Here is a 26,748-nt window from a genome sequence, read left to right as displayed (position 1 = left end):
ACCGCATGAGCGTCGACAACCTCGCCGACTGGATCGCCACCCGCGGCTACACCGCCTGACCAGCAGCCCCGCACCACCCAACGACGACAAGGGCCGACCCCCACCCGGGGACCGGCCCTTTCGTCATACCGTTGTCGGGCGTCGAGCTAGCCGGAGGCGCCACGCCGCCGAGCCGGAACGTTGCGCCGAGCCCGGAAGGAGCCGAGGGGCCTCGGCGCACCGGACCGGCCCGAGCGCGGCGTCGAGCCCGGGCGCGTCGAGGCGCGTCAGTTCACCGGGACCGGCGGGCCGTCGCCGACGAGGCGGAACGAGGATTCGCCGACCGGCTCGACGAGGCCGTCCCGTACCAGCCCGGCGAGGGCCCGGGACCGCTGGACGTCGTCGGCCCACACCTGGTCGAGCCGCTGGTGCGGCACCGGCCCGGTGGCCTCGCGCAGTACGCCGAGCAGCAGCCCGCGTACCTGCCGGTCGGTGCCGGCGTACCGCTGGGGGCGGCGGGTCGGACCCGCGGGCGCCTCGCGGCCGGACGCGCGCCAGGCGCAGACCGACTCGACGGGGCAGGCCCCGCAGCGGGGCGACCGGGCGACGCAGACCACCGCGCCCAGCTCCATGAAAGCCGCGCTGGCCAGGGCGGCAGCGGCCGGTTCGGTGGGGAGCAGTTCCTCGGTGGCGACCAGGTCGGCCGGGCGGGTGACCGGGCCGGCGTCCGGTTCGCCGGCGATCGCCCGGCAGACGACCCGTCGTACGTTGGTGTCGACCACCGGGTGCCGCTGACCGTACGCGAACGCGGCGACCGCCCGGGCCGTGTACGTGCCGACGCCCGGCAGGGCCAGCAGCTGGTCGAGCCGGTCCGGGACGTGGCCCCCGTGGCGCTCGACGATCGCCACGGCGCAGTCCCGCAGCCGTACCGCCCGGCGGGGGTAGCCGAGCCGTCCCCACATCCGGATCGCCTCGGCGGGGCTGTCCGCCGCCAGGGCGGCCGGCTCCGGCCAGCGCGCCAGCCAGGCCTCCCAGGCGGGGAGCACACGCACGACCGGCGTCTGCTGGAGCATGACCTCGCTGACCAGGATGGCCCACGGGCTCACGTCGGGCCCGCGCCAGGGCAGGTCGCGGGCGTTCTGCTCGTACCACCGGCTGACCATGGTGGCGAAAGTGGGCTCAGTCATCGCGCCGCCGATGATGTCACGCGGCCCACGACCGGAGCGGCGCGGGCGACGACGCGCCGCCCGCCTCGCCCTGGCCTGCGGCGACCCGGCCGCCCGCCGCGTCCCGATCGAAGCCGGGCGTACCCCGCCGCCCACCGTCGGCCGCATAGCGTCCCGCTGGCTGGGCGGTGCGGGCGGGGTGCTGCGGCGGCGGCGGACGGATCGGGCAGAATGCCCGGATGAACGAGCTCGCGATCACCGTCATCGGCCGGGACCGGCCGGGCATCGTGGCCGACGTCGCCGAGGTGCTGGCCCGGCTCGGCGCGAACCTCACCGACAGCACGATGACCCGGCTGCGGGGGCACTTCGCGATGACCCTGATCTGTGTGGGCCCGGCCGCCGCCGACGTCGAGGCCGCGCTGGCGCCGCTCTCCGCCGACGGTCAGCTGCTGGCGACCGTACGCGCGGTCACCCCCGACGGTGAGACGGCTCCCGCCGGCGAGCCGTACGTGATGGCGGTGCACGGCGCGGACCGGATGGGCATCGTGGCGGCGATGACCCGGGTGCTCGCCGAGGCCGGCGGCAACGTCACCGACCTGAGCACCCGGCTGGCCGGTGCGCTCTACGTCGTGGTGGCCGAGGTGGAGCTGCCGCCCGGAACGGCGGACGAGCTGGCCGGACGGTTGACCGCGGCGGCTGCGGAACTGGGCGTCGGGGTGACCCTGCGCCCGGCAGATCCGGACGTGCTGTGACCGGCGGCGAGCGCGGCCCGGACAGCGAGGCGTACGCGGGCCTCGGCGACTGGACCCCGGATTCGCTGGGCGTGCCGGGGGAGGTGCGGCCCGTGGTGTCCGCCCCGGAGCCGGTGCTCACCTACGTCGGCGGTGAGGTGGACCCGACCGCCGAGGAGACCGTACGGCTGGCCGCCGACCTGATCGCCACCATGCGGGTGTCGCCGGGCTGCGTCGGGCTGGCCGCCCCGCAGATCGGTGTGGCCGCGCGGGTCTTCGCGGTGGACGTGGTCGGCCACCCGAAGGCGCTCACCGTGCACGGCACCTTCGCGCTCTGCAACGCGCGGGTCGTCGAGGCGAGCCGGTGGAAGGTCGCCCGGGAGGGCTGCATGTCGGTGCCCGACCTGACGGGGGACGTCAAGCGGGCGAGCCGGCTGGTGGTGGAGGGCGTGCTGCCGGGCACCGGCCGGCCGGTACGGCTGGTGACGGACGGGTTCGAGGCGCGGGCCCTCCAGCACGAGATCGACCACTGCGCCGGTCTGCTCTTCCTGGACCGGGTCGCCGGCGCCCACGCCATCTACCAGCGCAAGGTGTACCTCTGAGTGGCGCCGGCACGTCGACCGAGCGTCGCCGACGGGACACGGTCGGCACGCGGAACCGTCGCAAGTGGAGGGTTGGCGCGGTGAGCCGTGGCGGACTCGGCGCGTCGCGCGGTGCTGGCGTGCCCCGCGCCGCTACGGTGGGGGCATCATGCGTCTGACGGTCGGCCCCCTGCCCCCCGCCGTTTACTGGCGGCGTCGCGCCGTCGTACTCGGAGCGGGGCTTCTCTTCCTGATTGTCCTGCTCTATTCGTGCACCGGTTCGAGCCGGAACGCGAACAAGGGCGGCGACGCGCAGCCCTCCGCGGGTGCGACGTCGTCCGGTGCCTCGCCGGAACCCACCGGCTCGGTGCTCACCCCGCAGACCGGGGCGCCCTCGCCGGGCGCGCCGGGTGGCCCCGACGCCGGTGAGCCGTCGGGTGGTTCCGCCGGTGACCCGCCGGGTGGTTCGGTCACCACCGATTCGCCGCCGGTGGCGCCCGTGGTGCCGGCCGTCGACGACGGCACCTGCACGGATGCCGAGATCACGGTGACCCCGGTGGCCCAGCCCGCCTCGGTGGTGCGCGGGGCCGTCGTGGACCTGCAACTCAAGATCAAGAACCGGTCGGAGCGGACGTGCAGCCGCGACGTCGGCGCCTCCGTGCAGGAGTTGTTCATCAAGTCGGGGGCGGAGAAGATCTGGTCGTCCGACACGTGCGGCACCGCCCAGGGCGCCGACGTGCAGTCCTTCACCCCGGGCTTCGAACGCTCCTACCAGGTGGGCTGGAACGGCCGCGACACCACCAAGTGCGCCAACGGGGTGGCGGCGGGCCCCAACCCGCCGGCCGGCACCTACCAGGTCTTCGCCCGGGTCGGCACCAAGCTCAGCGAGCCGGTCAAGCTCACCGTCACCAACTGACCGCCCGCACGCCCCGTGGGTGCCCCCGGCCCGGCCGCCAGCGGGTGCCGGGCGATCAGGAACGGCCCGCCTCGGCCGGCTGGTCCGCCCAGCGCCGCCCACTGCTCGACGCAGCCGGGGCCGGGCCTCGGACGGCGTGCACCACGGCCTGCGGCCCGCCGGGACAAGGGCCGCTCCGGTACGTGCACCGGTCGCCGTCGGGGTGGGTCGAGGTGCCCAGGCCCGGCCGGGGTCAGACGTAGCGTTCGAGGATCGACGCCTCGGCGAGCCGGGACAGCCCCTCGCGGACGCCCCGGGCGCGGGCGTCGCCGACCCCCTCGACGGCCTGGAGATCCTCGACCGTGGCCCCCAGCAGGCGCTGGAGACTGCCGAAGTGCACGACGAGGCGGTCGACCACGGTCACCGGCAGCCGGGGCACCTTGGCCAGCAGCCGGAAGCCGCGCGGGCTGACCGCCGCGTCGAGGGCGTCGGACGCGGCCGGGTAGCCGATCGCCTTGGCGACCGCGACCAGGTCGATCAGCTCGGTGGCGCCCAGCAGGTCGAGCTCCACCAGCGCCTCGTCGAGGGTGCGGGACTTCCGGCCGGCCGGCAGGTAGTCCCGGATCACCAGGGTGCGGTCGGCGTCGACGCCGGCCATCAGCTCGTCGAGTTGGAGGGCGAGCAGTCGGCCGTCGGTGCCCAGTTCGACCACGTAGCCGGCGATCTCGTCGGCGATCCGGCGGACCATCTCCAGCCGCTGCACGACGGCGACCGCGTCCCGTACGGTGACCAGGTCCTCGATCTCCAGGGCCGAGAGGGTGCCGGAGACCTCGTCCAGCCGGAGCTTGTAGCGCTCCAGCGTGGCGAGCGCCTGGTTGGCGCGGGACAGGATCGCCGCCGAGTCGTCCAGCACGTGCCGCTGGCCGTTGACGTAGAGGCTGATGATCCGCATCGACTGGCTGACCGAGATCACGGGATAGCCCGTCTGCCGGGCGACCCGCTCGGCCGTGCGGTGCCGGGTGCCGGACTCCTCGGTGGGGATGGTCGGGTCGGGCATCAGGTGCACGGCGGCCCGTACGATGCGCGTGCCGTCGCTGGAGAGCACGACCGCGCCGTCCATCTTGCACAGCTCCCGGACCCGGGTGGCGGAGAACTCGACGTCGAGCGGGAACCCGCCGGTGCAGAGGCCCTCGACCACCTTGTCGTAGCCGAGGACGATCAGCGCGCCCGTCCGGCCGCGCAGGATGCGCTCGAGGCCGTCGCGCAGCGCGGTGCCCGGGGCCATCAGGGCCAGGTTCGCCCGCAGCGGGTCGCCAGCGCCCCCGGCGCCCCCGGCGCCGCCGGTCACGGTCACGCTGATCGCGCGGGCGGGGGACACGGCGCCGGTGCGGGCGTGGGGTGTCGCGCCAGCAGGCTTGGCGGTGTCGCGGTCGATCGGCACGGGCACAGTCTACGGACTGCCCTGCGGTGGGTGCTGTCGTGGTTACTGTGATGTGTCACGATGCCCCACCTCGCCCGGACGGTGGGGCGGCGTCCGGGCTGCCCGGTATCGCGGCATACGTTCCGTCGAGCGCCACCGGCGGTCACTCGGCGGACACCCGGGCGACGGCCTGGAGTGCCGCGCGCACGTCGGTCACCTCGATCACCCGCATGTGCTCGGGGGTGACGCCGGTGCTGTCGGGGCCGCAGCCGGTCGGCACCAGGGCGAGCCGGAACCCGAGCCGGGCCGCCTCGGCCAGCCGGCGCGGCACCGCCCCGACGCGGCGTACCTCGCCGGTCAGGCCGACCTCGCCGATCGCCACCAGGTGCGGCGCGATGGCCAGGTTGAGCCCGCCCGAGGCGACGGCGAGGGCGACGGCGAGGTCGGCCGCCGGCTCCACCACCCGGATGCCGCCGACGGTGGCCGCGAAGACCTCCCGGTCGTGCAGGGTCAGCCGCTCCGTGCGGCGCTGGAGCACCGCCAGCACCATCGCCAGGCGGGCCGAGTCGAGCCCCGAGACCGTCCGCCGGGGCGAGCCGGCCACGGTCGCGCCGATCAGCGCCTGCACCTCGGTGACGAGCGCCCGGCGGCCCTCCATGGCCACCGTGACGCAGGTGCCGGGCACCGGCTCCGAGTAGCGGGTCAGGAAGAGCCCGGACGGGTCGGCCAGGCTGCTGATGCCGCCCTCGTGCATTTCGAAGCAACCCACCTCGTCGGCGGCGCCGAACCGGTTCTTCACCCCGCGCACCATGCGCAGCGAGGAGTGCTTGTCGCCCTCGAAGTGCAGCACCACGTCGACCAGGTGCTCCAGCACCCGGGGGCCGGCCACCTGGCCGTCCTTGGTGACATGGCCGACCAGCACCGTGGCGATGCCGCGTTCCTTGGCCACGGACACCAGGGCGGCGGTGACCGCCCGCACCTGGGTCACCCCGCCCGAGACCCCCTCGGCGTTGCTGGTGGAGATGGTCTGCACCGAGTCGAGCACCAGCAGGCCCGGCTTGACCGCGTCGAGGTGGCCGAGCACGGCGGCGAGGTCGCTCTCGGCGGCGAGGTAGAGCTGGTCGTGCAGGGCGCCCATCCGTTCGGCGCGCAGCCGGACCTGGCTGACCGACTCCTCGCCGCTGACCACCAGGGAGGGGCTGCCCGCGCCGGCGGCCCACTGCTGGGCCACGTCGAGCAGCAGGGTGGACTTGCCGACGCCCGGCTCGCCGGCGAGCAGCACCACCGCGCCGGGGACCAGGCCGCCACCGAGGACCCGGTCGAGCTCGCTGACGCCGGTGGGGCGGGCCCGGGCCGGCGCGGCGCTGATGGTGGCGATCGGCCGGGCCGGCTCGGCCGGCATCCGGGAGCTGACCACCTTTCCGGAGACCGTGGGGCCGGTGACCGTGCACTCGACCACCGAGCCCCACTCGCCGCACTCCGGGCAGCGCCCGACCCACTTCGGCGGCTGGTGGCCGCAGGCGTCGCACTCGTAGGCCGGCCGGGGCTCGCGCGCGGCGGCGCGGCCGCGCCCGCCGGCCCCGCCGGCGCGGGGGGAGGTCGATCGGGAGGTGGTCACATTGGGACGTTAGTCCCCGGGTACGACGAAGACACCGTCGGCGTGGCGGTCACCACGCCGACGGTGTCGTCGGTCGTCGGGGGCGGGGTCAGTGCCCGCCGTCCTCCTGGCCCTCGTAGCCGCCCTCGCGCTCGATGATCGGCGACGGGGGCGCGGCCGGGGTGAGCGGTACGGCGACGGGCGCCGGGCTGGTGACGGTGACGCCGTTGCCGAAGTCGAAGGTCACGAAGACGTTCTGGCCGGAGCGCAGCGACTCGTTCAGGCCGATGAGCCGGAGCACCCGGTCGGCCTCGGTGTTGAGCTGCACGTAGCTCAGCGGCGGGATCTCGATCCGGGCCGGCTCGCCGGCCGGCGCGGCGGGGCTCTCCGGGGCCGACGGGCTCTCCGGGGCGCCGGGGCTGGCGGAGCCCGAGGGGCTCTCCGAGGTGCCCGGGGCGGGCGAGCCCGAGGGGCTCTCGGAGGCGCCGGGGCTCTCGGGGGCGCTCGGCGACGGCGACCCGCTCGGGGACGCCGACGGGCTGGCGGCCGCACCGGTGCCGGTGATCACCACCTCGCGGGCGCTGTCGGTGGTCACGGTCACGGTGACCGGGTTGCGCGAGTCGTTGTAGATGACGGCGTTCAGGACGGCGTTGGCGCCCGCCTGGTAGCCCTCGGTGCCGGGGAAGTCGACCAGCAGGCCACGGACCGCGTACTCGCCGTTGCCGGCCGACAGGTTGACGCCCTGGACCGACGGCTCCTTGTTGGCGGTCTCGGAGACCTGGCCGGCGCCGCAGCCGGACAGCAGCAGCCCGGTCGCCGCCGCCATCCCGGACAGCAGCAGGGCCGCCCGCCGGGAACCCCTGATCGAGCGCGTCACGTCGGTCCTCCTCGTCACGATCCCACCCGGTGCTCACGCCGGGCATGGTGGCCATGCCCGCGCAGACCGCGCTCCAGGGTAGTTGGGCCTGATCGACCGCCGCACGCCGACCCGGAGATGCCACCCGAGGGGGTGCGCCTCACACCAGTCGGCCGCTCGTGACCAGCAGGACGACGTCGATGAGGGCGACCAGCATCACGGCCCGGAAGGCGGCCACCTGCCGGCCCCCGGAACGGGCGGTCGCGAGCCCGCCGTACCAGCTCAGCGGCGGCACCACGACGGCGGCCGCGACCGCCGCGACGCCGACCCCCGACGGCGGCCCGGGCGGGCCGAGGACCAGCGTGGCGGTCGCCGCGAGCAGCAGCAGCGCGGCGGCCGCCCGGCTGCCGGCCGGACCCAGCCGGTGCGGCAGCCCGCGCACCCCCGTCCGGGCGTCGTCGGCCAGGTCGGGCAGCACGTTGGCGAAGTGCGCCCCGGCGCCCAGGCAGGCCGCGGCGGCGACGAGCCAGACCGGGGGGAGGACCGCCCCGGGCAGTGCCAGCACGACGAAGGCCGGCAGCGAGCCGAAGGACACCGCGTAGGGCAGCACCGAGACGGGGGTCGACTTCAGCGGCCAGTCGTAGAGCAGCGCGGAGACCAGCCCGAGGGTGGCGCAGAGGGCGGCGGTCGGCCCCGTGGCCAGGGCCAGCGCCGGGGTGGCGAGCGCGGCCACCGCGGCGGCCAGGGCCGTCGCGCGCCGGCCGACCGCGCCGGCGGCCACCGGCTTGTCGGTACGCCCCACCGTGGCGTCCCGGTCGGCGTCGAGCGCGTCGTTGGCCCAGCCGACGGCGAGCTGGCTGGCCGCCACGGTGAGCACCACGGCGAGGATCCCGACGGGCCGGTGCCCGACGCCCCACGCCAGCAGCCCGGCCACCGTGGTGACCGCGGCGGCCGGCTCCGGGTGACTCGCCCTGACCAGCCCTAGCACCGTTGGCGACATGAGGAAAGTCTGGTCGTTACCGGGCAGTCGTGCCACGCTCGGTCCATGCCAGACGCGGGCCGTACCCTGCCACGCAACGATCCGCGCCAGTACGACGACCTGGCCGGCGAGTGGTGGCGGCCCGACGGCGCGTTTGCGATGCTGCACTGGCTGGCCGAGGCCCGCGCGGCGCTCGTGCCGCCGGCGTCCCGCCCCGGCGCACTCCTGGTCGACCTCGGCTGCGGCGCCGGGCTGCTCGCCCCGCACCTGGCGGGCAAGGGCTACCGGCACGTGGGCGTCGACCTCACCCGCTCCGCCCTGGAACAGGCTGCCGCGCACGGGGTGACCGCCGTCAACGGCGACGTCACCGCCGTACCGCTGGTGGACGGCTGCGCCGACGTGGTCGCGGCGGGCGAGTTGCTGGAGCATGTGCCGGACTGGCGGCGCGCGGTGGCCGAGGCGTGCCGGCTGTTGCGGCCCGGTGGCCTGCTGGTCCTGGACACGTTGAACGACACGGCGCTGAGCCGCCTGCTCGCCGTGCGGATCGCCGAGCGGCTGCCGACGGTGCCGAGGGGCATCCACGATCCACGGTTGTTCGTGGACGCCCGGGCGCTGGTGGCCGAGTGTGCCCGGCACGGGGTCGACCTGCGGCTGCGGGGCATCCGGCCGGGGCTGCCCGGCCTGCTCGGCTGGTTGGCCCGCCGGATGCGCGCCGCCGGCCGTCCGGACGCGACGCCGGGCGACCGTCCGGACGCGACGGCCGCCGGCCCCACACCGCGGATCGTGCCGACCTGGTCGACGGCCGTGCTCTACCAGGGGCGTGGCACGCGGAGCGGATAGCGGAGCCCGTCCCTGGGTAGGGAGAGGGCCGAGAAGGGGGCTGTATGACGCAGCACGCGCTCCAGGCGGCTCGCCGCCTGGCACCGAGGCTTGCCGCCCGGGCGGCGGAGCACGACCGGGACGGCTCGTTCCCGTCCGAGGACTTCCGGGATCTGCGCGAGGCCGGGCTCTTCGGCCTGATGGTCCCCACCGCGCTCGGCGGGATGGGCGCCACCTTCGCCGAGTACGCCGCCGTCGCCACCGAGCTGGCCCGGGGCAACGGCGCGACGGCCCTGGTCTTCAACATGCACGCCTCGGTCACCGGCGCGCTCGGCGCGGTCACCGAGGAACTGGCTGAGGCGCTCGGGGTGCCGGACGAGGCGCTGGCCGCCCGGGACCGGCTGCTCGCCGCCGCCGCCCAGGGCGCCTGGTACGCGGTGGCGATGAGCGAGCGCGGCGCCGGCGCCCGGCTGTCCCAGCTCAGCACCGTCTACGAGCCGGCCGACGGTGGTTGGCACCTCAAGGGCAGCAAGACGTTCTGTTCCGGGGCGGGGCACGCGGACGGCTACCTGGTGGCCGCCCGCAGCGCCGCCGACCCGTCGGTGGTGTCGCAGTTTCTGGTGCCGGCGGGCGACGGGCTGACCGTCGAGCCGACCTGGGACTCGCTCGGCATGCGCGCGACCTCCTCGCACGACCTGCACCTGGACGTGACGGTGCCGGCCGACCGGCTGCTCGGCGGCGTGGAGGGGCTGGCCCTGGTGGTCGCCCAGCTCATGCCGCACTGGCTGGTGGCCAGCTACGCCGCCGTCTACGTCGGGGTCGCCCGGGCGGCGGTCGACGCGGCGGCCGAGCATCTGAACGCCCGCAACCTCGCCGGACTGCCGGCGGTCCGGTCCCGCCTCGGCCGGGCCGACGCGGCCGTGGCGGCGGCCCAGCTGGTGGTCGCCGAGGCGGCCCGCCGGGTCGACCAGGCCCCGGGCGACGCGGAGACGAACCGCTGGGTCTGGCGGGCGAAGCTGCTCGCCGGCACCACCGCCGCCGACGTGGCGGCGTCCATGCTGGAGGCGGCCGGCACGTCGGCCACCCGGCGGGGGCATCCGCTGGAGCGGCTGTACCGGGACGCCCGCTGCGGATCGCTGCACCCGGCGACGTCGGACGTCTGCGCGGACTGGCTCGGCATCGCCGCGCTGGGCGGCGACCCGGACCGCGACACGACGGTTCCTCGTTGGTGAGCGTGGGGGGTCCGCCGGGGTGGCGGACGCGCGGGCGCACGGTACGGGGGGCCCGTCCAGGGGCGGGCTCGGCCGCCCGGTGCGCAAGGCCGGACGAGAGGTGGGCATGGTGGCCGTACCGGTGATCGCGGGGCTGGGGACGGCACACCCGCCGTCGGCCGCGCAGGACGACCTGTGGGAGGGCTTCTTCTCGAAGCACTTCTCCGGCAGCACGCGGGCGCTGGCACAGCGGATCTTCGCGCACTCGGGGGTCACCCGCCGCCAGGCGGCCGTGAACCCGTTGCTGGAGGACGTCTCCGACTGGCCGACGGAGCGGCGGATGCGCCGCTACCTGGTCGAGGCGCTGCCGCTGGGCAAGGAGGCGGTGGGTCGGGCGCTGACCGCCGCCGGTCTGTCCGCCGGCGACGTCGGGCTCTTCGTCGTCTGCTCGTGCACCGGGTACGCCACCCCGGGGCTGGACATCCTGCTCGCCCGGGACCTGGGCATGGCCCCGGACACGCAGCGCATGTTCGTCGGGCACATGGGCTGCTACGCGGCCCTGCCGGGGCTGGGCGCGGCAAGCGACTTCGTCACCGCCCGGGGCCGGCCGGCGCTGCTGCTCTGCGCGGAGCTGACCAGCCTGCACATCCAGCCCTCCAGCGCCCGGGTCGACACCCAGCAGATCGTCTCCCACGCGCTCTTCTCGGACGCCGCCGTCGCCGCCGTGGTCGTCCCCGGCGGCCGGGGGTACGCGCTGCGCGAGGTCACCTCCGTCACGGACACCTCGACGGCCGACCACATGACCTGGGACGTCACCGACACCGGTTTCCGGATGGGGCTGTCGCCGAAGGTGCCGCAGGTGCTCTCCACGCACGTACGCGGCCTGGTCGACGGGCTGCTGGCCCGGCACGGCACGACGCTGTCCGAGGTGGACGGCTGGGCGGCGCACCCGGGCGGTCCGCGCATCCTGAACGTGGTCGAGCGGGAACTGGCTCTGCCGCCGGAGGGGCTGGCGGCCTCCAGGGCGACGCTGGACGAGCACGGCAACTGCTCGTCGCCGACGGTGCTGCTGATCCTCGACCGGCTGCGCCGGGCCGCGTCGCCGCCACGACGGGTGGTGATGCTGGCGTTCGGCCCCGGCCTGACGCTCTACGCCGCGCTGCTCGAACGACAGGAGTGAACCGGTCGCCCGCTGCGGTTACCCTCTGGTAATGGACGCCGACGTGGCAGACCGGCCGGAATCCGGACCGGATCCCGGTGAGCGGGCGACTCCGGCTGCCACCGACGACCGGCTGCGCGGCGCCGTACTGGCCGTGGCGGGGCTGGCCGCGCTGGTCGGTGGCGGCTGGTGGTGGCAGGCCGAGGCGCCCCGCACCGACCCCGTACCGGCCGCGTCGAGCGTCCTCGCGCCGGCGGACCGGGCCCTGCTCGGCGTGCCCCCGGACGCCTCGGTCCGGTTCACGGTGCCGCGGGGATCCGACGGGCCGGTCAGCGTCTGGGTGGATCCGCGCAACGGTGCCGCGTTCCGGACCGACCCGCGCAGCGGGGCGAGGGTGCGGGTGGACGTCGCCGACCCGGAGCCGCGCCGCGCCGGGGACGGCTGGCGCCAGGAGGGCGGCGGGCGGCGCGGCGGGCTGGACAGCTTCCCCGGCACGCTCTGGACCGCCCGGGCCCTGCTCAGCCCGGGGGAGGGCCTCGTCAAGCAGGCCTCCGCCGAGGGCGGGGCCCGGCACCTGCTCCAGTACCGCTGCGTGGGCCCCGGCGAGCTGCTGATCGTGGTCGAGGGGGCCTGGGCGGCGGACCCGATCACCAGCGCCTGCGACGGTTCGATGACGTCGACGGAGGTCACCGGCAGGGGCGGGCCGTTCCAGGTCTCACTGTCGAGCGCCAATGCCGAGCCGCTCCGCGTCGAGGCGCAACTGGTCGCCCTGCCCTGATCCGCTCCTGCCGGGGTCCGCCGCCTCCACCACGCGGTCCAGGGCGCGGGTCCGCCGCGCGGTCCACGGTGTGGCTCAGGCGGCGAGGCGGGTCAGGTCGGCGCGGTAGTCCTCGGCGGAGCGGATCTCCGGCACCACGCTGACGAGGACGCCGGAGCGGTCCACCAGCAGCGCGGTGGCGGCGCCGGGGCGGGCGGGCAGGTGCAGGAACGCGCGCAGCCCGCCGGCCGGGTCGGCGAGCGGTCGTACGGTCGCTCCGGCGCGTACGGGCCGGGCGCCGGCGACGGTGACCACCGTCACGCCGGGCGGTGCCAGGGCGGCGGCGGTGGCCACCTCCTGCGGGCAGGGGCAGCCGTCGACCAGGATGATCATCGCCGGTACCAGCGCGCGCAGGGGCACCGGTGACTGCCCCGCGTCGACCAGGTCCAGCGCGGGCAGCGGCCGGCCGGCCAGCCCGGCGGGCGGCGCGTGCGGGGCGGGGGTGGGCTGCGGGGTGGAGCGGCCGGTGCGGGGCCAGGTGACCGCCGCGAGGCCCGCGAGGGTGGTCAGCACCGCCACGATCAGCACCAGCAGGGGCAGGGCGTACGGGGACCGGGCCGTGACGGTGCGACGGGGCGTACGGCGCAGCTCGTGGCGGATCTGCTCGGCCTCGGTGGCCAGGGCGGAGGCGTCGTCGGGTACGACCACCCGGCCCCACTCGGGTGGCAGGTCGGGCAGTCCGGGGCCGTCTGCGTCGGGCTTGCCCATCGCACCCCCAGGGACGTCTCGGCGAGCGGACAGCGGCTCGGCCTCCAGCGTCCCGCACGGGGCCGGCTGCCGCTACACCTGGGCGCGTACCGGGCCGGCGGGCTACCATGGGAGGAGCGCATAGCCCTTGATCTCGACGTTCGCGTCACTCGTACCGGGACGTCATCCAAGCGTTACGGAGCGTGGTCAAACCACCGGTTTGGCGGCCTGTCAAGCTGAAGAAATACCTCTCACAGGGCCCCTGAGCTGCGCCAACGGTCAGGACAGCGGTGAGACATCGGTGCCTGAGCGTGTTACCCTAGACACAGCGAAAGGGGTTTCGAACCTATGGTTTTCAGTGTCGGCGAGACCGTTGTTTACCCCCACCACGGGGCCGCACTCATCGAGGCAATCGAGACTCGGGTCATCAAGGGCGAGCCTAAGCAATACCTCGTCCTGAGGGTCGCACAGGGTGACCTGACGGTCCGGGTGCCCGCCGAGAACGCCGAGATCGTGGGTGTGCGCGAGGTGGTCGGCGAAGAGGGCCTCGGCAAGGTCTTCGACGTGCTCCGTGCACCGCACACCGAGGAGCCGACCAACTGGTCGCGGCGTTACAAGGCGAATCTGGAGAAGCTGGCCTCCGGTAACCCGCTGAAGGTCGCCGAGGTCGTGCGCGACCTGTGGCGCCGGGAGCGGGAGCGGGGTCTCTCCGCGGGTGAGAAGCGCATGCTGGCGAAGGCCCGCGACATTCTGGTCGGTGAGGTCGCGCTGGCTGAGAAGAGCACCAAGGACGAGGCGGAGACGCTGCTCGACAAGGTCCTCACCGAGGCCTAGTCCCCACAGCATCGTCGTACCCGATTCGTAGCGAACAAACCACCGAGGACCGCGACGTGACCGCGCAGCTCAATCCGTGCGGTGACGTCGCGGTCCTCGTGCCTGCGGCCGGTGCCGGCGTACGGCTCGGCCCCGGCCGCCCCAAGGCCCTGCGCCTGCTCGGCGGGGAGCCCCTGCTGGTGCACGCCGTCCGCCGGCTCGCCGCCGCGCCGTCGGTGCACACCATCGTCGTGGCGGCCCCGGCCGCCGAGGTCGAGGCGGTGCGGGACCTGCTCGCCCCGGTCGCCCCGGTGACCGTGGTGCCCGGCGGCGCCGAGCGGCAGGCGTCGGTGGCCGCCGCCCTCGCGGCGGTGCCCGCCGGCCCGCAGATCGTCCTCGTCCACGACGCCGCCCGGGCGCTGACCCCGCCCGACCTGGTGGAGTCCGTCGCGGCGGCCGTCCGGGCCGGTCACGACGCGGTGATCCCGGTGCTGCCCGTGGTCGACACGATCAAGGAGGTCGGCGCCGACGAGGTCGTCCTCGGCACCGTCGACCGTTCCGCCCTGCGGGCGGTGCAGACCCCGCAGGGCTTCCGCCGGGCCGTGCTGACGGCCGCGCACGCCGCCGCCGGCGACCCGCTCACCGACGACGCGGGCCTGGTCGAGAAGCAGGGCGTCCCGGTGTCCTGCGTCCCCGGCTCGGAGTACGCGCTGAAGGTCACCCGCCCGTTCGACCTGGCGTTGGCCGAGCACCTGCTCGCCACCGGCGCGTGACGCGTACCCTCTTCGCATGATCGTTCCCCGGGTGGCCATCGGCACCGACGTGCACGCCTTCGAGGCGGGCCGGCCGTGCTGGGTGGCCGGCCTGCACTGGCCCGACCAGGACGGCCTGGCCGGGCACTCGGACGCCGACGTGGCCGCGCACGCCGCCTGCAACGCGCTGCTCTCGGCGGCGGGCCTCGGGGACCTCGGCGCCAACTTCGGCGTGGGCCAGCCCGAGTGGGCCGGCGCGTCGGGCGTCGCCCTGCTCACCGAGAGCGCTCGCCGGGTGCGGGCCGCCGGCTTCGCGATCGGCAACGTCTCCGTGCAGGTGATCGGCAACCGGCCCAAGATCGGCCCGCGCCGTGAGGAGGCCCAGCGGGTGCTCTCCGAGGCGGTCGGCGCGCCGGTGACCGTCTCCGCGGCGACCACCGACGGCCTCGGCTTCCCCGGGCGCGGCGAGGGCCTCACCGGCATCGCGGTGGCCCTGGTGTACGAGGCTCCGGCCGCCTAGGCTCGCCGCGATGTCCAGCGACGCCACCTCCGACCGCTCCGCCTTCGACGGCTACGTCCAGCGCGCCAAGCTCCTCGCCGAACTCGGGCGCTACGACGAGGCCGCGGGCGAGCTGGCGTACGCCGTCGCGCTGGACCCGGCCAGCGCCGGGGCGCTGACCATGCTGTCCCGGGTGCACCTGGCGGCCGGCCGGCCGACGGAGGCGCTCACCGCCGCCGACGCCGCGGTCGCCGCCGCTCCGGACGCCGTGCCGGCGCTGGTCGCCCGCGCCCTCGCACTCGGCGACCTGGAGCAGTACGCCGAGGCGGCCCGCACCGCCGACCGGATCCTGGCGCTCGGACCCGACGACGCGTACGCCCAGCGCAGCGCCGCGGCGATCCTGGCCGGCTCCCGCAACGGGCAGCCGGCGCTGAACGCGGCCTGGCGCGGGGTCGAGCTGACCCCCGAGGAGCCCGAGGCGCACCTGGTCCTGGGGTTGGTCGCCGCCAACATGCAGCTGTACGACCTGGCCGAGCGGGCCTACCGCGAGGCGCTGCGGCTGGACCCGCAGCTCGCCGAGGCCCGCCACGACATCGGGGTGCTGCGGCTGGAGCAGCGGCGCTGGAGCGAGGCGCTGGAACACCTGGCCGAGGCCGCCGCGATGAGCCCCGGCCGGGTCGACTCCGGCCGGACCATCTCGGTCGGCCTGCGCCAGCTCGTGGTCTACGGCGCGGGCTGGACGATGATCACCGCCGTGCTGATCGCCTGCATGGCGCCGGGCAGCGCCGGGCTGTCCCGGGTCGCGGCGGCGTTCGCGGCGCTCGGCGGGGCCCTGGTGGTCTGGCGCTTCGCCGCCCGGCTGCCCGGCCTGGCCCGCACCATCCTGCCGAGCCTGCTGCGCTCCGACCGCGTCCTGGCGCTGGCCGTCTACGCGGCGGCGACCGCCCCGGCGCTGATCCTGCTCTACGCCCTGGTCGGCACCCCGTGGCCGCTGGTGCTCGCCATCCTCGCCGCGACCGCCGCCGAACTCGCCGTGCTGTCCCGTACGACGGCCTAGGCGACTGTCACCCGATCGACGTTCCACCACAGGCACCAGGTCGAGCGCCGGACGGGGCGCTGTCCGGGTCGGGTACAGGTGGCCTACCCGAAGTCCTGGACCGAACGCCCGCCCGCACCGCTCGCACACATCGTCCGAACGGAGATACCGCGTCCCGCGTTCATCGTCCGCACATGGGGCGGACGCCTCACCGTGGAGAGGAGCACTCGTGCAGGACCGGATTGCGGCAGGCGTAGGGGCGGCCTACCTGCTGCTCGTAGGGATGCCGTTCGTCGTGGCTGTCGGCTTCGCCGTGGCTTCCCGCAGCGAGAAGAAGCGCGCTGACGCCCACAAGGTCGCGGTGAAGTTGGCGGTGATGCTGATGCTTGCCCACGGGGCCGTGTCGACCCTGTAGACCTCGACGGGCGCGGCCGGGCGTCGATCGTTCCGGCCGTGCGCCGTCATCGGCACGGGCAGCCCTTTCCCGCCGCGAACGGAGCTGCCACGCCAGCCCTCGGCAAGCTCGACCGGTCGACGCGCTAGGGGCGGCGGGCCCAGGTCCAGGCGTAGCCGTCGTCCTCGCACGCGGTGGCGGCGTCGCAGAGGTCCAGCGGCCGGAAGGTGTCGACCATGACGGCCAACTCGTCGAAGAAGTCGGCGCCGATCGAGCGCTCGGCGGCGCCCGGCTGCGGGCCGTGGGTGAAGCCGGACGGGTGCAGCGAGATCGAGCCCTGCTCGATGCCGGAGCCGCGCCGGGCCTCGTAGTTGCCGCCCGTGTAGAAGAGCATCTCGTCGGAGTCGACGTTGTGGTGGTTGTACGGCACCGGGATCGCGTCCGGGTGGTAGTCGACCTTGCGGGGCACGAACGAGCAGATCACGAAGTTGGGGCCCTGGAAGGTCTGGTGCACCGGCGGCGGCTGGTGGATCCGGCCCGTGATCGGCTCGAAGTCGTGGATGGAGAACGCCCACGGGTACATGTGGCCGTCCCAGCCGACGACGTCGAACGGGTGGTTGGCGTAGACGTAGCGGGTCCAGCCGCGTCGGTGCCGGACCAGCACCTCCACGTCCTCGCCGTCGACCAGCAGCGGCGCGTCCGGCCCCCGGACGTCGCGCTCGCAGTAGGGCGAGTGCTCCAGGAACTGACCCCGCACCGAGAGGTAGCGCTTGGGCGGACCGATGTGCCCCGCCGCCTCGACGGCGAGCAGCCGGGTCGGCGCGTCGCCGGTGGGCACCAGCCGGTGGATGGTCGAGGTGGGGATGACGACGTAGTCGCCGGGCACCGCGTCGAGCACGCCGAACGTGGACTCGACGCGCAGGGTGCCCGACTCCACGTACAGGCAGTGGTCACCGGTGGCGTCGCGGAACAGCGGGGACGGCCGGTCCGCCAGCACGTACGCGATCCGCACGTCGTCGTTGGCGAGTAGGTACTGCCGGCCGAGCACGGGGTCGGCGCCGGTGCCGTCGAGCTTGTGGGTGCGCAGGTGCCGGGGCTTGAGCGGCAGGTTCGGCACCCGGGTGAACGCCGGCGGGGTGAACTCCTCGGCCGCCACGATCGCGGTCGGCGCGTGCCGGTGGTAGAGCAGGGACGAGTCGGAGGAGAAGCCCTCCTGGCTCATCAGCTCCTCGGCGTAGAGGCTGCCGTCGGGCTGGCGGAACTGGGTGTGGCGCTTGCGCGGCACCTCGCCGACGCTGCGGTAGTACGGCATCTCGCCTCCCGGTTCGTCCCGTTCACCGATCCAACGGCGTCCGATAATCGGACGCTGTTGTCCGTTCCTTGTAGCGTCCCGTACATTCTTGTCTCGTGTCAACGCAGGTGCCCGCGCTTCTCGACGGCCTCGTCGACGACGCCGCCGTCTTCCCGCCCGGCAGCGCGCCGCTGCCCGACGCCGTCGCCGCGCACCGGCGGCACCGCAGCGCCTGGTACGCGGACCTGGTCGGCCCGCTCCTGGTGCCGGCCACCAGGCTGCCCGAGCTGACGGGCCTGCTCGGCGCCGACGAGCGGATCGCCGTCGGGGTGATCGGCGACGTGCCGCTCGACCAACTCGACGAGGTGCGCGCCACGGCCGACCCGCGCGTCCGTGTACGCCAGGTGGAGGCGGCGGTCGCCAGGCGCGGCGAGGACCCGCTGCCCGGCCTGACCGAGCTGGTGGCGCTGGCCCGCCGCTCGGGCGCCGGCCCGGCCTCCCTCGACGCCGTCTACGCCGAGCTGCCGCTCACGTTCGGGCTGATGGGGGCGCTGGACGCGCTCGCCGCCGCCCGCGCCGACGGCGTGCCGGTCGCCGCGAAGTTCCGCACCGGCGGGCTGGCCGCCGAGCTGTTCCCCACCCCGGCGGAGCTGGCCGCCGTGATCTGCGCCTGCCGGGACCGGGACCTGCCGTTCAAGCTGACCGCCGGGCTGCACCAGGCGGTGCGGCACCTCGATCCGGAGACCGGGTTCACCCACCACGGCTTCGTCAACGTGCTGGCGGCGACGCTGGCCGCCGCCGGGGGCGCCCCGGTGGCCCGGGTCGCCGAGCTGCTCACCGCGGCCGACCCGCGCCCGCTGGTGCAGTACGCCGAGGCGGGACTCGCCGAACCGCGCCCGCTGTGGATCGGCTTCGGCTCGTGCAGCATCCTGGAACCACTGACCGATCTGATCCGGCTGGGGCTGGTGAACGGGGGCTTCGACGCATGACGTGGGTGACGGGTGCCGACGGTTCGCCGTACGGGGTGGCCAACCTGCCGTACGGGGTGTTCCGCCGGGCGGAGGGCGCGCCGCGCGTCGGCGTACGCATCGGCGACTTCGTGCTCGACCTGGCCGGCGCGGAGGAGGCCGGTCTGGTGCTGGCCGCCGGGGCGCTGGGGCGGCCCACCCTCAACGACTTCATGGCGCTCGGACGCCCACAGTGGACGGCCGTCCGGCAGCGGGTGACCGAGCTGCTCACCGACGCCGCGCACCGGGCCGAGGTGGAACCGCTGCTCGTGCCGCTGGCCGAGGCGCGGATGCAGCTGCCGTTCGAGGTCGCCGACTACGTCGACTTCTACTCCTCCGAGCACCACGCGTCCAACGTGGGCCAGATCTTCCGCCCCGGCCAGCCGCCCCTGCTGCCCAACTGGAAGCACCTGCCGATCGGCTACCACGGCCGGGCCGGCACGGTCGTCGTCTCCGGCACCCCCGTGGTGCGGCCGAGCGGGCAGCGGGCCACCCCGCAGGGGCCGGTCACCGGCCCGTCCGTACGCCTCGACATCGAGGCCGAGGTCGGCTTCGTGGTCGGCGTGCCCAGCCCGCTGGGCGACCGGGTCCCGGCCGACGACTTCGCCGACCACGTCTTCGGCGTCGTGCTGGTCAACGACTGGTCGGCCCGCGACATCCAGGCCTGGGAGTACCAGCCCCTCGGCCCGTTCCTGGGCAAGTCCTTCGCCACCTCGGTCTCGGCCTGGGTGACCCCGCTGGACGCGCTGGGCGACGCCTTCGTCCCCGCCCCCGAGCAGGACCCGCCGGTCGCCGACTACCTGCGCGACGTGCCGCACCTCGGGCTGGACCTGCGCCTGTCGGTGCAGTGGAACGGGGAGCAGGTCAGCGAGCCGCCGTTCGCCACCATGTACTGGACGCCGGCCCAGCAGCTGGCCCACCTCACCGTGAACGGCGCCTCGCTGCGCACCGGCGACCTCTACGCCTCGGGCACCGTCTCCGGGCCCGAACGGGGCCAGGTCGGCTCGTTCCTGGAACTCACCTGGGGCGGGACCGAGCCGGTGAAGTTCGCCGACGGCGGGACGCGCACCTTCCTGGAGGACGGCGACACCGTCACGATCACCGCCACCGCGCCCGGCCCGGACGGCACCACCATCGCCCTGGGCGAGGTGACCGGGAAGGTCGTCGCCGCCCGCTGACCCGCCTTCCGATCATCGCCGGTCCCCGGTCGCACCAAGTGTGCGACCGGGGACCGCGTCTTCCGCGTTGATCGTCGCGGATTCCGTCGCCATGCCGCGCCGGGGCCGGCCCGGACGCCCCCTTCCGGTCCCGGTCCCGGCCGCCGGTTGGCGCACCGACGACAGGAAGGTGACGACGATGAACGATCTCCCGGGCGCGGTCTGGCGCACCAGCAGCCGCTCCAACGACCAGGGTCTCTGCGTGGAGGTGGCGGACAACCTGGTCGACGCCCTCGGCGTGGTGGGCGTACGTGACTCCAAGGACCAGGCGGGCCCCACGCTGGCCGTCAGCCCGCCGGGGTGGACGGCGTTCGTCGGCGCGATCCGGGCCGGCCGGTTCGATCGCTGACGCGTCGCCCACGATCGGGGCTCCCGGCGGTGTGAAAATTCCGCTCCGGGGCCCCGATCCCCGCTCACCCGGCGTACCGTCGAGGCCACGGGAGGTGGCATGTCGACGGTCGCGGTCACGGAGTTCGTGGAGGCGCACGACGTCGACCTCTGGCGGCTGCTGACCGACCTGACCGCCCGCACCCGGCGCTTCACCGGCCCGGTGGAGGTGCTCACCCCCGGCCCGTTCGGCCCGGGCACCGCGTGGCGGGAGACCCGTTCCCAGCCCGACGGCACCGCGCTGCTCGAGGAGTTCGTCGTCATCGAGGCCGAGCCGCCCCGACGGCTGGTGCTCGGCTCGCGGGGCGCCGGCGTTGACTACCGGATCACCTGGACGCTGCGCCCGGTCGAGCGGCGGCGCCGGGGCTGCACCGCCGTCACCGTCGAGCAGGAGGCGGTGCCGACCGCCCCGTACGGTCGGGTGGTGGCCCTGCTGCTCGGCGGGCTGGCGGCCCGGGCGGTCGAACGCGCGCTGCGGCAGGACGTCGCCGACCTGGCCGCCGCGGCGGCCACCGGCGCGACCGAGGCGGCCTGAGTCGCACGTCGGGGCACCGGTGCGCGGCGGCGGGCGCCGGCCGCGCCGCGCGTACGCCGACGGTCACCGCCGGAGCACCCGCCCGCCAGCGACCTGACCGGGCCCTGACCGGCCCCGCTGGGTAGGGTGCCGGACGGAGGTGCGGCATGGGGTTCCCGAACGGCCGGCGGCGGATCGCGGTGGCGGTCGCGGCGCTGCTCGCCACCGTCGCCGTCGCGGCGACGGTCTACCGGGTGCTCGCCCCCGCCGAGGTCGTCACGCCCGCCCGGGCCGGGTATCCGCCGGCCGCGTCTCCCACCGTGGGCGTGGTCGGCCGGCTCCCCGTCGCCCCGCTCCTCGTGGACGGACGGCTACGGGTCTACGCGGCCCACCGCCAGGTCTACGCCGACCGGCCGGCCGACTGGCGGTACCGGACGACCCCGTACTGGTCGTACCGCCGCTGGCCGGCGACGCTCGACGGGGTCGTGGCGAGCGGGACGACGGTGGTCACCCGCTGGTCCGACGGGCGGCTGGTGGCGCTCGACGCGCGGACGGGCCGGGTCGCCTGGCGGGCGGACGGGCCCGCGCCGGCCGGGGAGCGTACGGTCCGGCGCACCGGCGCGGTGACGGTCTGGGATCCCCGGGGGCTCCTCGTGGCCCGGGGGGCCGACGGCCGGCAGGCGGTGGTGGCGGCCGGGGCGGAGCGGATGCGTGCCGTGGATCTGGCCGACGGCCGCGAACTGTGGCAGTCCCACCGCACGGTCACGGTGCCGCCGGGGGACGCCGACGCGTTCGCCGGGTGCCGGGACGCGCTCGGCACGACCGGGTCGGGACAGGTGATGATCGTCGACTCCTGCGCGGGCCCGGCGGTGGTGGAGTTCCGCGACGCCGTGACCGGGGCGGTGGGCCTGCGCTGGCACCCGCCGGACGCCGGCGACGCGCTGGTGGCGACCCCGGTGGGCTGCGGCACCGGCCGGACGGGGTGCGCCGGGCTGCGGACGGCCGGGCCGGGCGACGAGCCGGGGCGGGGCTGGCTGCTCGGTGCCGGTGCGCCGGTCGCGGCCCCGGCCCTGGACCGGCCGGACGCCGAACTCGTCGGCGGCACGGCCGTGGCCGTCGTCGACGGGGTGCCGGTCGGCCGGTCGGCGCGTACGGGCGCGGAACTGTGGCGCCGGGTCGGCCTGCCGCCGGTGCGGCTGCTCGCCGTGCAGCCCGACCGCGTGCACCTGCTGACGGAGACGAACGACCTGGTGACGCTGGACCCGGCGACGGGGGCGCAGCGGTCCTTCTTCGCGCTCAACGCGGGCTCGGACGGCATCGGCTGGGCGCCCGGCGCGGCGTACGCGGCCGACGGGTTCGTGGCCGTGGAGCGGCTTCGCAAGCCCGTCGACCCGACCGGTGACGACCAGCGCTACTACCTGACCTCGGAGCCGATCATCCTCGCCGCGACATGAAACGCGGGGGTGGCCAGGCTACTCGCAAAACGGACATAAGTTATTTATAGTCCCACTGTGCGTCTACTGGCAGCCCTGTTGGGCGCGATCCTGATCCTCGTCACCGCCTCGCCGGCCGACGCCGCGCCGTCCGGCCGGACGGTCCGGCTCGCCCGGACCGTGGGGGTGGACATCGCCGTGCCCGCCACGGCGAACCTCGGTGCCGGTTTCGTCGGCGGCTCCCTGACCGCGCAGCTGGGTGCGGTCGAGGTGCGCGACGCGCGGGGGTCGGTCAACCCCAACACCTGGGTCGCCACCGTCTCCGCGACCGCCTTCGTCGCCGGGGCGGGCGGCCCGCAGCGGACGATCGCCAGCGGCCGGGTCTCGTACTGGTCCGGGCAGGCGGTGCGCAGCACGGGCGGCGGCACCCTGGTGCCCGGGCAGTCCACCTCGGCGCAGGCGGTGTCCCTGGGGACCGCGCGCGAGGCGTTCCGCAAGACCGCCGGCAACGGCAACAACGCGGTGGTCTGGGTGCCGACGATCCGGATCGCCATCCCGGCGGACATCGTGGCGGGCACGTATCGGGGCGCCATCATCCATTCCGTTGCCTGATGGGTGATTTGTCCGAAAGGGGGCGTTATGGTCGAGGTCGGGTATCTAGCGTGGGCCGTATGAGAAAGCCACTTCTTGCCCTGACCGCCGCCGCGGCCGCCGTGGTGGCCCTGGGCTCGCCCGCAGCGGCCTCGCCCACCGACGACACCATCGTCACCTTCACGGTGGGGGCCGCGAACCTGGACGTCTTCGCTCCGCCCGGGGTGAACCTCGGCTCCACCTTCGCCGACACCACCATCCAGGGCCAGATCGGCCCGGTGCAGGTCGTCGACCAGCGCGCGGCGCTCAACGCCACCTGGGTCGCCACGGTGAGCGTGACGGAGTTCGTCAGCGGCGCCGGCAGCCCCGAGGAGACCATCACCCCCAGCCTGGTCGAGTACTGGTCCGGCCCCGCGACCGCCACCACCGGCACCGGCGTCTTCGTCCCCGGACAGCCGACCGAGGCGGACGCCGTCACCCTCTCCTCGCCCCGGGTGGCCTTCTCGAAGACCTCCGGCAGCGGCAACAACTCCGCCACCTGGAACCCGACCATCCGCATCAACGTCCCGGCAACGGCGGTGAGCGGCACCTACAGTGCGACGGTGACCCATTCGGTGGCGTGACCCGGCCCGCGTCGTCGCCCTGGCCCTGACCCTCCTCGTCACGGTCGGGGCGCCGGCGCTGGCCGCCCCGTACGGGTCGGGGCCGTCCGTCCGCTCCGACCCGATGGCGCAGGCGCCGGACCTGCCCGACACGGACCAACCGGCCGTCAAGCCGCCCGGCCGGGACGGCCCACGCGAACCGTCGCCCAGCCCGAGTCCGGTCGGGCCGGCGTCCGCTGTCGGGATCAGGCTGCTCGACGCCCCGGTGAACCGCCGCGACGACACCCGGGCGCACAGGTACGTCGTCGACCACCTGCGCCCGGGCACGACCATCGAGCGGCGGATCATGGTCAAGAACCAGTCCGAGGATCGTCGCCCCGTCGCGGTCTACGCCGCCGCTGCCGACGTCACCGGCGAGGGCTTCGTCTTCGCGCCCGGCCGCACCGAGAACGAGCTGAGCAGCTGGATCACGGTCAGCCGCCCGGAACTGGACCTGGAACCGGGCGAGGAGACCGAGGTTCTGGTGACCATCGAGGTGCCACGCGCCGCCGAGGCCGGCGAGCGGTACGCCGTCGTATGGGCCGAGGTCGCCGGTGCCGACGACGGGCAGACCGTACGCAACGTCGGCCGGGCCGGCGTCCGGGTCTACCTCTCCGTCGGGCCCGGTGGCGAGCCGCCCTCCGGCTTCGAGATCGGCCCGCTCACCGGCAAGCGGGAGAAGGACGGCACCCCCGTGCTCACCGCCGAGGTGCGCAACACCGGCAGGCGGGCGCTCGACCTGGCCGGCGACCTGCGGCTCACCGAGGGGCCGGGCGGGCTGTCGGCCGGGCCGGTGAAGGTGGAGGCGGGCACGCTCGCGCTGGACGGCACGACCACCGTACGCGTCGCCCTGGACCGCCGGCTGCCGGACGGGCCGTGGGCGGCGAAGCTCGACCTGGCCAGCGGCTGGACGAAGCGCTCCGCCACCGGCCGGGTCAGCTTCGGGCCCGTACCGGTGGCGGCCACCACCGCCGTCGACCGCTCCGGCCAGGTGCTCACCGGCGGGCTGGCCACCTCGGGGCTGGTCCTGGTGTTGTTCGCGGTGTACGCGTACCGGCGCCGGATCCGGGTCCGGCAGCCGGTGGCGGCCGCCTGAGCAGCCGGTCCGGTCCGCGAGGGGATGGCGGACCGGACCGGCACCCGCCTCAGGCCAGCGCGGCCTCCGCCGCGGCCAGGAAGGCGTCGTTCTCGGCCGGCGTACCGATGGTCACCCGGACCCCGTCGCCCGCGAACGGCCGGACGATCACGCCCCGCGCCTCGCACGCCTTGGCGAAGTCCACCGCCCGGTCGCCCAGCGGCAGCCAGACGAAGTTGGCCTGGCTGTCCGGCACGTCGCCGACCAGCTTGCGCAGGGCCTCCGTCACGCGGTCGCGCTCGGCCACCACGAGGGCGCAGCGCCGCCGTACCTCGTCCTCCTGGGCCAGCGCGGCGAGCGCGCCCGCCTGCGCGGCCATGCTGCTGGAGAACGGCGTCACGACCTTGCGCACGGCCGCTGCCACCGCCGGCTGGGCGACCAGGAAGCCGATCCGCAGGCCGGCCAGGCCCCAGGCCTTGGAGAGCGTCCGCAGCACGACCACGTTCGGCCGGTCGAGGTAGGTGAGGCCGTCCGGCACCTCCGGGTCGGTGACGAACTCGCGGTACGCCTCGTCGATCACGACGAGCACGTCCTCGCCGACCGCGTCGAGGAACCGGTCCAGCTCCGCCCGGCGTACCGAGGTGCCGGTGGGGTTGTTCGGGTTGCAGACCACGATCAGCCGGGTCCGGTCGGTCACCGCCGCCGCCATCGCCGCCAGGTCGTGCCCGTGCCCGGCGTCGTTGGGCACCCGCACGCTGGTCGCGCCGCTGGTCGCCGCGATGATCGGGTACGCCTCGAAGGAGCGCCACGCGTAGAGGAACTCGTCACCGGGCAGGCAGGTGGCCCGGACGAGGTGCTCGGCCAGCGCCACCGACCCGCAGCCGGTGGCGATCCGGTCGATGTCCACGCCGTACCGCTCGGACAGCGCCTGGCGCAGCGCGAGCACGCCCATGTCCGGGTAGCGGTGCACCCCGGTGACGGCCTCGGCGACGGCCTCCACGACGCCGGGCAGCGGCCCGTACGGCACCTCGTTGCTGGCCAGCTTGATCGCCTCGGGGAGGCCGAGCTCGCGGGCCAGGTCGGCAGCGCTGCGGCCGGGTACGTAGTTGGGCAGCGCGTCCAGGTCGGCGCGGGTCAGCCGCAGCGCCGGCTGGTGTCGTCCGGGGTCGGTCATGGGGTGTCTCCCGAGGGGTGGGTGCGGTCGTCGGGGGTGCGGTCGTCCGGGGCGGTGTCCTCGCCGGTGGCGGCGCGCTCGTCGGTGGCGGTGCGCCCGCCCCCGGTGGTGCGGTCGCGGCGGGGGAGCTGGACCACCACGGTCTGCGCCCGCTTGTCGTGCAACGCCTGACGCATCGGGTGGTCGAAGAGCGGGGAGAGCGCGTCGACGAGCTGGAGCAGCAGGCCGAGGCCGCAGCAGTACCAGAGCAGGGTGGGCAGGCCGAGGGTGTTCCAGCGGCGCAGCGCCCGGCCGAAGCCGAGCGGCTCGTTCGCGCTCATCGGCACCACCTTGACGCCCACCAGCCGTTTGCCGAACGTCTGCCCGCCTGAGGACATCGTCGGCACCTCGTACGCGAGCCAGAGCGCGGTGGCGATCAGCAGGATCACGACCTGGAGGCCGCCGGCCTGTTCGCTGGGCTGCGGCAGGCCGTCGGTGGAGCTGTCGCCGGCCATCGCCCGCCGGAACACCTCCCGCCAGTACGGCGTGACCTCCTCGACCAGCCGCCAGACGAACCAGCCGTTCACGACGGCGTTCAGCGCGAAGACGATCGCGAAGTCGATCAGCCGGGCGACCAGCCGGGCGCCGAACCCGGCCAGGGGCAGCCCGTGCGGGCGGGGCTCGGGCGGCCGTCCGGGCCAGCCGCCGGGCGGCCAACCGGGCGGAGGTCCGCCACCGGGCGGCCAGCCGGGCGGCGGGGCCTGCGGGTGGCCGTGCCCCTGCGGCGGCTGCCAGGGGTAGGGCTGGCCCGGATGCGGCTGCCCCGGCAGGGGCGGCCCGCCCGTGGGGGTGCCCGGCGCGGAGACCGGGGCCACGGGCGGCGTCGGAGCGGGCGCGGGGGGCGGTTCGGCCGGCGGCGGGCCCTCGGGCGGGGTGGCGTCGACGGGGATCGGCGCGCCGATCCAGCCCCCGCCGTCCCAGTAGCGCCGGGTGTCCGGGTCTGCCGGGTCGACGTACCAGCCCGGTTCGACGCTCATGGCCTGGCCTC

Annotated in this window: 29 protein-coding genes; 20 read left to right on the top strand and 9 right to left on the bottom strand. The window is 75.4% G+C overall.

Translation table 11 applies throughout. The features are described 5' to 3' along the window. Positions 1-266: 266 nt before the first annotated feature. On the bottom strand, positions 267-1,166 hold the full coding sequence (locus AC5L34_RS03865) for an HhH-GPD family protein (protein WP_441176256.1): 900 nt from the start codon (positions 1,164-1,166) through the stop codon (positions 267-269). A gap of 218 nt (positions 1,167-1,384) precedes the next feature. Here AC5L34_RS03865 and AC5L34_RS03860 point away from each other — a divergent pair, with 218 nt between their 5' ends. The 3 genes from AC5L34_RS03860 (at position 1,385) to AC5L34_RS03850 (ending at position 3,373) form a co-directional block, all read left to right on the top strand. Then, positions 1,385-1,897, top strand: coding sequence for a glycine cleavage system transcriptional repressor (locus AC5L34_RS03860; RefSeq protein ID WP_494823802.1), 513 nt, complete (start codon positions 1,385-1,387; stop codon positions 1,895-1,897). After that, positions 1,894-2,478 (top strand): peptide deformylase, encoded by a 585-nt coding sequence (locus tag AC5L34_RS03855; protein WP_363896139.1) that lies wholly within the window; start codon positions 1,894-1,896, stop codon positions 2,476-2,478. The genes AC5L34_RS03860 and AC5L34_RS03855 overlap by 4 nt, the downstream gene beginning before the upstream one ends. Positions 2,479-2,626: 148 nt before the next feature. Then, on the top strand, positions 2,627-3,373 hold the full coding sequence (locus AC5L34_RS03850) for a hypothetical protein (protein WP_089003115.1): 747 nt from the start codon (positions 2,627-2,629) through the stop codon (positions 3,371-3,373). Between the two features lie 232 nt (positions 3,374-3,605). Here the strand turns inward: AC5L34_RS03850 and disA are convergent, their stop codons facing one another. From disA to AC5L34_RS03830, 4 genes are all read right to left on the bottom strand, one after another. Beyond that, a complete protein-coding gene (disA, locus tag AC5L34_RS03845) occupies positions 3,606-4,793 on the bottom strand; it encodes a DNA integrity scanning diadenylate cyclase DisA (protein ID WP_363896145.1) in 1,188 nt (395 codons plus the stop codon). A gap of 142 nt (positions 4,794-4,935) precedes the next feature. Then, positions 4,936-6,390: a DNA repair protein RadA gene (gene radA / locus AC5L34_RS03840; protein WP_357713158.1), complete on the bottom strand. Its 1,455-nt coding sequence runs from the start codon at positions 6,388-6,390 to the stop codon at positions 4,936-4,938. Positions 6,391-6,478: 88 nt separating this feature from the next. Then, positions 6,479-7,246, bottom strand: a complete 768-nt coding sequence (locus AC5L34_RS03835; protein ID WP_363896147.1) for a hypothetical protein — start codon at positions 7,244-7,246, stop codon at positions 6,479-6,481. A gap of 139 nt (positions 7,247-7,385) precedes the next feature. Next, complete coding sequence (locus tag AC5L34_RS03830) at positions 7,386-8,225, bottom strand: UbiA family prenyltransferase (protein WP_441176253.1); 840 nt, start codon at positions 8,223-8,225, stop codon at positions 7,386-7,388. Between the two features lie 45 nt (positions 8,226-8,270). Here AC5L34_RS03830 and AC5L34_RS03825 point away from each other — a divergent pair, with 45 nt between their 5' ends. From AC5L34_RS03825 to AC5L34_RS03810, 4 genes are all read left to right on the top strand, one after another. Continuing rightward, positions 8,271-9,044, top strand: coding sequence for a methyltransferase domain-containing protein (locus AC5L34_RS03825; RefSeq protein WP_441176252.1), 774 nt, complete (start codon positions 8,271-8,273; stop codon positions 9,042-9,044). Positions 9,045-9,088: 44 nt separating this feature from the next. Further along, positions 9,089-10,255 (top strand): acyl-CoA dehydrogenase family protein, encoded by a 1,167-nt coding sequence (locus AC5L34_RS03820; protein WP_494823801.1) that lies wholly within the window; start codon positions 9,089-9,091, stop codon positions 10,253-10,255. Positions 10,256-10,355: 100 nt separating this feature from the next. Continuing rightward, on the top strand, positions 10,356-11,414 hold the full coding sequence (locus AC5L34_RS03815; RefSeq protein ID WP_101413030.1) for a type III polyketide synthase: 1,059 nt from the start codon (positions 10,356-10,358) through the stop codon (positions 11,412-11,414). Positions 11,415-11,445: 31 nt separating this feature from the next. Next, entirely contained in the window at positions 11,446-12,171 is a 726-nt protein-coding gene (locus AC5L34_RS03810; RefSeq protein WP_494823800.1) for a hypothetical protein, read from the top strand. Between the two features lie 75 nt (positions 12,172-12,246). On the opposite strand, the gene AC5L34_RS03805 is transcribed toward AC5L34_RS03810, so the two are convergent. Continuing rightward, on the bottom strand, positions 12,247-12,918 hold the full coding sequence (locus AC5L34_RS03805) for a hypothetical protein (protein WP_494823799.1): 672 nt from the start codon (positions 12,916-12,918) through the stop codon (positions 12,247-12,249). A gap of 327 nt (positions 12,919-13,245) precedes the next feature. Between AC5L34_RS03805 and AC5L34_RS03800 the strand changes: the two genes are divergently transcribed. From AC5L34_RS03800 to AC5L34_RS03780, 5 genes are all read left to right on the top strand, one after another. After that, the gene (locus tag AC5L34_RS03800) at positions 13,246-13,731 is read left to right on the top strand and encodes a CarD family transcriptional regulator (protein WP_007073334.1); all 486 of its coding nucleotides are present in this window, start codon (positions 13,246-13,248) and stop codon (positions 13,729-13,731) included. Positions 13,732-13,787: 56 nt separating this feature from the next. After that, entirely contained in the window at positions 13,788-14,483 is a 696-nt protein-coding gene (ispD, locus tag AC5L34_RS03795) for a 2-C-methyl-D-erythritol 4-phosphate cytidylyltransferase (RefSeq protein WP_441176249.1), read from the top strand. Positions 14,484-14,499: 16 nt separating this feature from the next. After that, the gene (gene ispF / locus AC5L34_RS03790) at positions 14,500-14,982 is read left to right on the top strand and encodes a 2-C-methyl-D-erythritol 2,4-cyclodiphosphate synthase (RefSeq protein ID WP_091101607.1); all 483 of its coding nucleotides are present in this window, start codon (positions 14,500-14,502) and stop codon (positions 14,980-14,982) included. Between the two features lie 10 nt (positions 14,983-14,992). Then, positions 14,993-16,018, top strand: coding sequence for a tetratricopeptide repeat protein (locus tag AC5L34_RS03785; RefSeq protein WP_441176248.1), 1,026 nt, complete (start codon positions 14,993-14,995; stop codon positions 16,016-16,018). 208 nt (positions 16,019-16,226) lie between these two features. Next, on the top strand, positions 16,227-16,412 hold the full coding sequence (locus AC5L34_RS03780) for a hypothetical protein (RefSeq protein ID WP_441176247.1): 186 nt from the start codon (positions 16,227-16,229) through the stop codon (positions 16,410-16,412). A gap of 124 nt (positions 16,413-16,536) precedes the next feature. On the opposite strand, the gene AC5L34_RS03775 is transcribed toward AC5L34_RS03780, so the two are convergent. After that, on the bottom strand, positions 16,537-17,703 hold the full coding sequence (locus AC5L34_RS03775) for a homogentisate 1,2-dioxygenase (protein ID WP_494823798.1): 1,167 nt from the start codon (positions 17,701-17,703) through the stop codon (positions 16,537-16,539). A 95-nt stretch (positions 17,704-17,798) separates the two neighbouring features. Here AC5L34_RS03775 and AC5L34_RS03770 point away from each other — a divergent pair, with 95 nt between their 5' ends. From AC5L34_RS03770 to AC5L34_RS03735, 8 genes are all read left to right on the top strand, one after another. Beyond that, positions 17,799-18,671 (top strand): hypothetical protein, encoded by an 873-nt coding sequence (locus AC5L34_RS03770; RefSeq protein WP_494823797.1) that lies wholly within the window; start codon positions 17,799-17,801, stop codon positions 18,669-18,671. Beyond that, complete coding sequence (gene fahA / locus AC5L34_RS03765; RefSeq protein ID WP_494823796.1) at positions 18,668-19,867, top strand: fumarylacetoacetase; 1,200 nt, start codon at positions 18,668-18,670, stop codon at positions 19,865-19,867. The genes AC5L34_RS03770 and fahA overlap by 4 nt, the downstream gene beginning before the upstream one ends. A 178-nt stretch (positions 19,868-20,045) precedes the next feature. Continuing rightward, complete coding sequence (locus AC5L34_RS03760) at positions 20,046-20,255, top strand: DUF397 domain-containing protein (RefSeq protein WP_441176243.1); 210 nt, start codon at positions 20,046-20,048, stop codon at positions 20,253-20,255. 99 nt (positions 20,256-20,354) lie between these two features. Beyond that, a complete protein-coding gene (locus AC5L34_RS03755) occupies positions 20,355-20,828 on the top strand; it encodes an SRPBCC family protein (protein WP_441176242.1) in 474 nt (157 codons plus the stop codon). 146 nt (positions 20,829-20,974) lie between these two features. Further along, positions 20,975-22,261 carry an outer membrane protein assembly factor BamB family protein gene (locus AC5L34_RS03750; protein ID WP_494823795.1) on the top strand — a complete coding sequence of 429 codons (1,287 nt, stop codon included), beginning with the start codon at positions 20,975-20,977 and terminating at the stop codon, positions 22,259-22,261. Positions 22,262-22,318: 57 nt separating this feature from the next. After that, positions 22,319-22,852, top strand: a complete 534-nt coding sequence (locus tag AC5L34_RS03745) for a hypothetical protein (RefSeq protein WP_494823794.1) — start codon at positions 22,319-22,321, stop codon at positions 22,850-22,852. A gap of 59 nt (positions 22,853-22,911) precedes the next feature. After that, complete coding sequence (locus AC5L34_RS03740) at positions 22,912-23,454, top strand: hypothetical protein (protein WP_441176239.1); 543 nt, start codon at positions 22,912-22,914, stop codon at positions 23,452-23,454. 103 nt (positions 23,455-23,557) lie between these two features. Continuing rightward, positions 23,558-24,568 (top strand): COG1361 family protein, encoded by a 1,011-nt coding sequence (locus AC5L34_RS03735; protein ID WP_441176238.1) that lies wholly within the window; start codon positions 23,558-23,560, stop codon positions 24,566-24,568. A 49-nt stretch (positions 24,569-24,617) separates the two neighbouring features. Here AC5L34_RS03735 and hisC read toward each other — a convergent pair whose 3' ends face one another. Continuing rightward, positions 24,618-25,721, bottom strand: coding sequence for a histidinol-phosphate transaminase (gene hisC / locus AC5L34_RS03730; protein WP_494823793.1), 1,104 nt, complete (start codon positions 25,719-25,721; stop codon positions 24,618-24,620). After that, positions 25,718-26,737 (bottom strand): RDD family protein, encoded by a 1,020-nt coding sequence (locus tag AC5L34_RS03725; RefSeq protein ID WP_494823792.1) that lies wholly within the window; start codon positions 26,735-26,737, stop codon positions 25,718-25,720. The genes hisC and AC5L34_RS03725 overlap by 4 nt, the downstream gene beginning before the upstream one ends. Between the last annotated feature and the right edge of the window lie 11 nt (positions 26,738-26,748).

This window comes from Micromonospora sp. ZG13 (assembly GCF_059359355.1).
Note: the sequence above shows the minus strand (reverse complement) of the source record. Positions and strands in the feature narration are given on the sequence as shown.

What these genes read in the sequence shown, in the direction of transcription:
- AC5L34_RS03800 (WP_007073334.1), top strand. Translation starts at nt 13,246, where the DNA reads ATGGTTTTCAGTGTCGGCGAGACCGTTGTTTACCCCCACCACGGGGCC.
- fahA (WP_494823796.1), top strand. Translation starts at nt 18,668, where the DNA reads ATGACGTGGGTGACGGGTGCCGACGGTTCGCCGTACGGGGTGGCCAAC.
- AC5L34_RS03760 (WP_441176243.1), top strand. Translation starts at nt 20,046, where the DNA reads ATGAACGATCTCCCGGGCGCGGTCTGGCGCACCAGCAGCCGCTCCAAC.
- AC5L34_RS03865 (WP_441176256.1), bottom strand. Translation starts at nt 1,166, where the DNA reads ATGACTGAGCCCACTTTCGCCACCATGGTCAGCCGGTGGTACGAGCAG.
- AC5L34_RS03850 (WP_089003115.1), top strand. Translation starts at nt 2,627, where the DNA reads ATGCGTCTGACGGTCGGCCCCCTGCCCCCCGCCGTTTACTGGCGGCGT.
- AC5L34_RS03820 (WP_494823801.1), top strand. Translation starts at nt 9,089, where the DNA reads ATGACGCAGCACGCGCTCCAGGCGGCTCGCCGCCTGGCACCGAGGCTT.
- AC5L34_RS03825 (WP_441176252.1), top strand. Translation starts at nt 8,271, where the DNA reads ATGCCAGACGCGGGCCGTACCCTGCCACGCAACGATCCGCGCCAGTAC.
- AC5L34_RS03830 (WP_441176253.1), bottom strand. Translation starts at nt 8,225, where the DNA reads ATGTCGCCAACGGTGCTAGGGCTGGTCAGGGCGAGTCACCCGGAGCCG.
- AC5L34_RS03775 (WP_494823798.1), bottom strand. Translation starts at nt 17,703, where the DNA reads ATGCCGTACTACCGCAGCGTCGGCGAGGTGCCGCGCAAGCGCCACACC.
- AC5L34_RS03810 (WP_494823800.1), top strand. Translation starts at nt 11,446, where the DNA reads ATGGACGCCGACGTGGCAGACCGGCCGGAATCCGGACCGGATCCCGGT.
- AC5L34_RS03740 (WP_441176239.1), top strand. Translation starts at nt 22,912, where the DNA reads ATGAGAAAGCCACTTCTTGCCCTGACCGCCGCCGCGGCCGCCGTGGTG.
- AC5L34_RS03750 (WP_494823795.1), top strand. Translation starts at nt 20,975, where the DNA reads ATGGGGTTCCCGAACGGCCGGCGGCGGATCGCGGTGGCGGTCGCGGCG.
- AC5L34_RS03725 (WP_494823792.1), bottom strand. Translation starts at nt 26,737, where the DNA reads ATGAGCGTCGAACCGGGCTGGTACGTCGACCCGGCAGACCCGGACACC.
- hisC (WP_494823793.1), bottom strand. Translation starts at nt 25,721, where the DNA reads ATGACCGACCCCGGACGACACCAGCCGGCGCTGCGGCTGACCCGCGCC.
- AC5L34_RS03785 (WP_441176248.1), top strand. Translation starts at nt 14,993, where the DNA reads ATGTCCAGCGACGCCACCTCCGACCGCTCCGCCTTCGACGGCTACGTC.
- AC5L34_RS03860 (WP_494823802.1), top strand. Translation starts at nt 1,385, where the DNA reads ATGAACGAGCTCGCGATCACCGTCATCGGCCGGGACCGGCCGGGCATC.
- ispF (WP_091101607.1), top strand. Translation starts at nt 14,500, where the DNA reads ATGATCGTTCCCCGGGTGGCCATCGGCACCGACGTGCACGCCTTCGAG.
- AC5L34_RS03805 (WP_494823799.1), bottom strand. Translation starts at nt 12,918, where the DNA reads ATGGGCAAGCCCGACGCAGACGGCCCCGGACTGCCCGACCTGCCACCC.
- AC5L34_RS03755 (WP_441176242.1), top strand. Translation starts at nt 20,355, where the DNA reads ATGTCGACGGTCGCGGTCACGGAGTTCGTGGAGGCGCACGACGTCGAC.
- AC5L34_RS03735 (WP_441176238.1), top strand. Translation starts at nt 23,558, where the DNA reads ATGGCGCAGGCGCCGGACCTGCCCGACACGGACCAACCGGCCGTCAAG.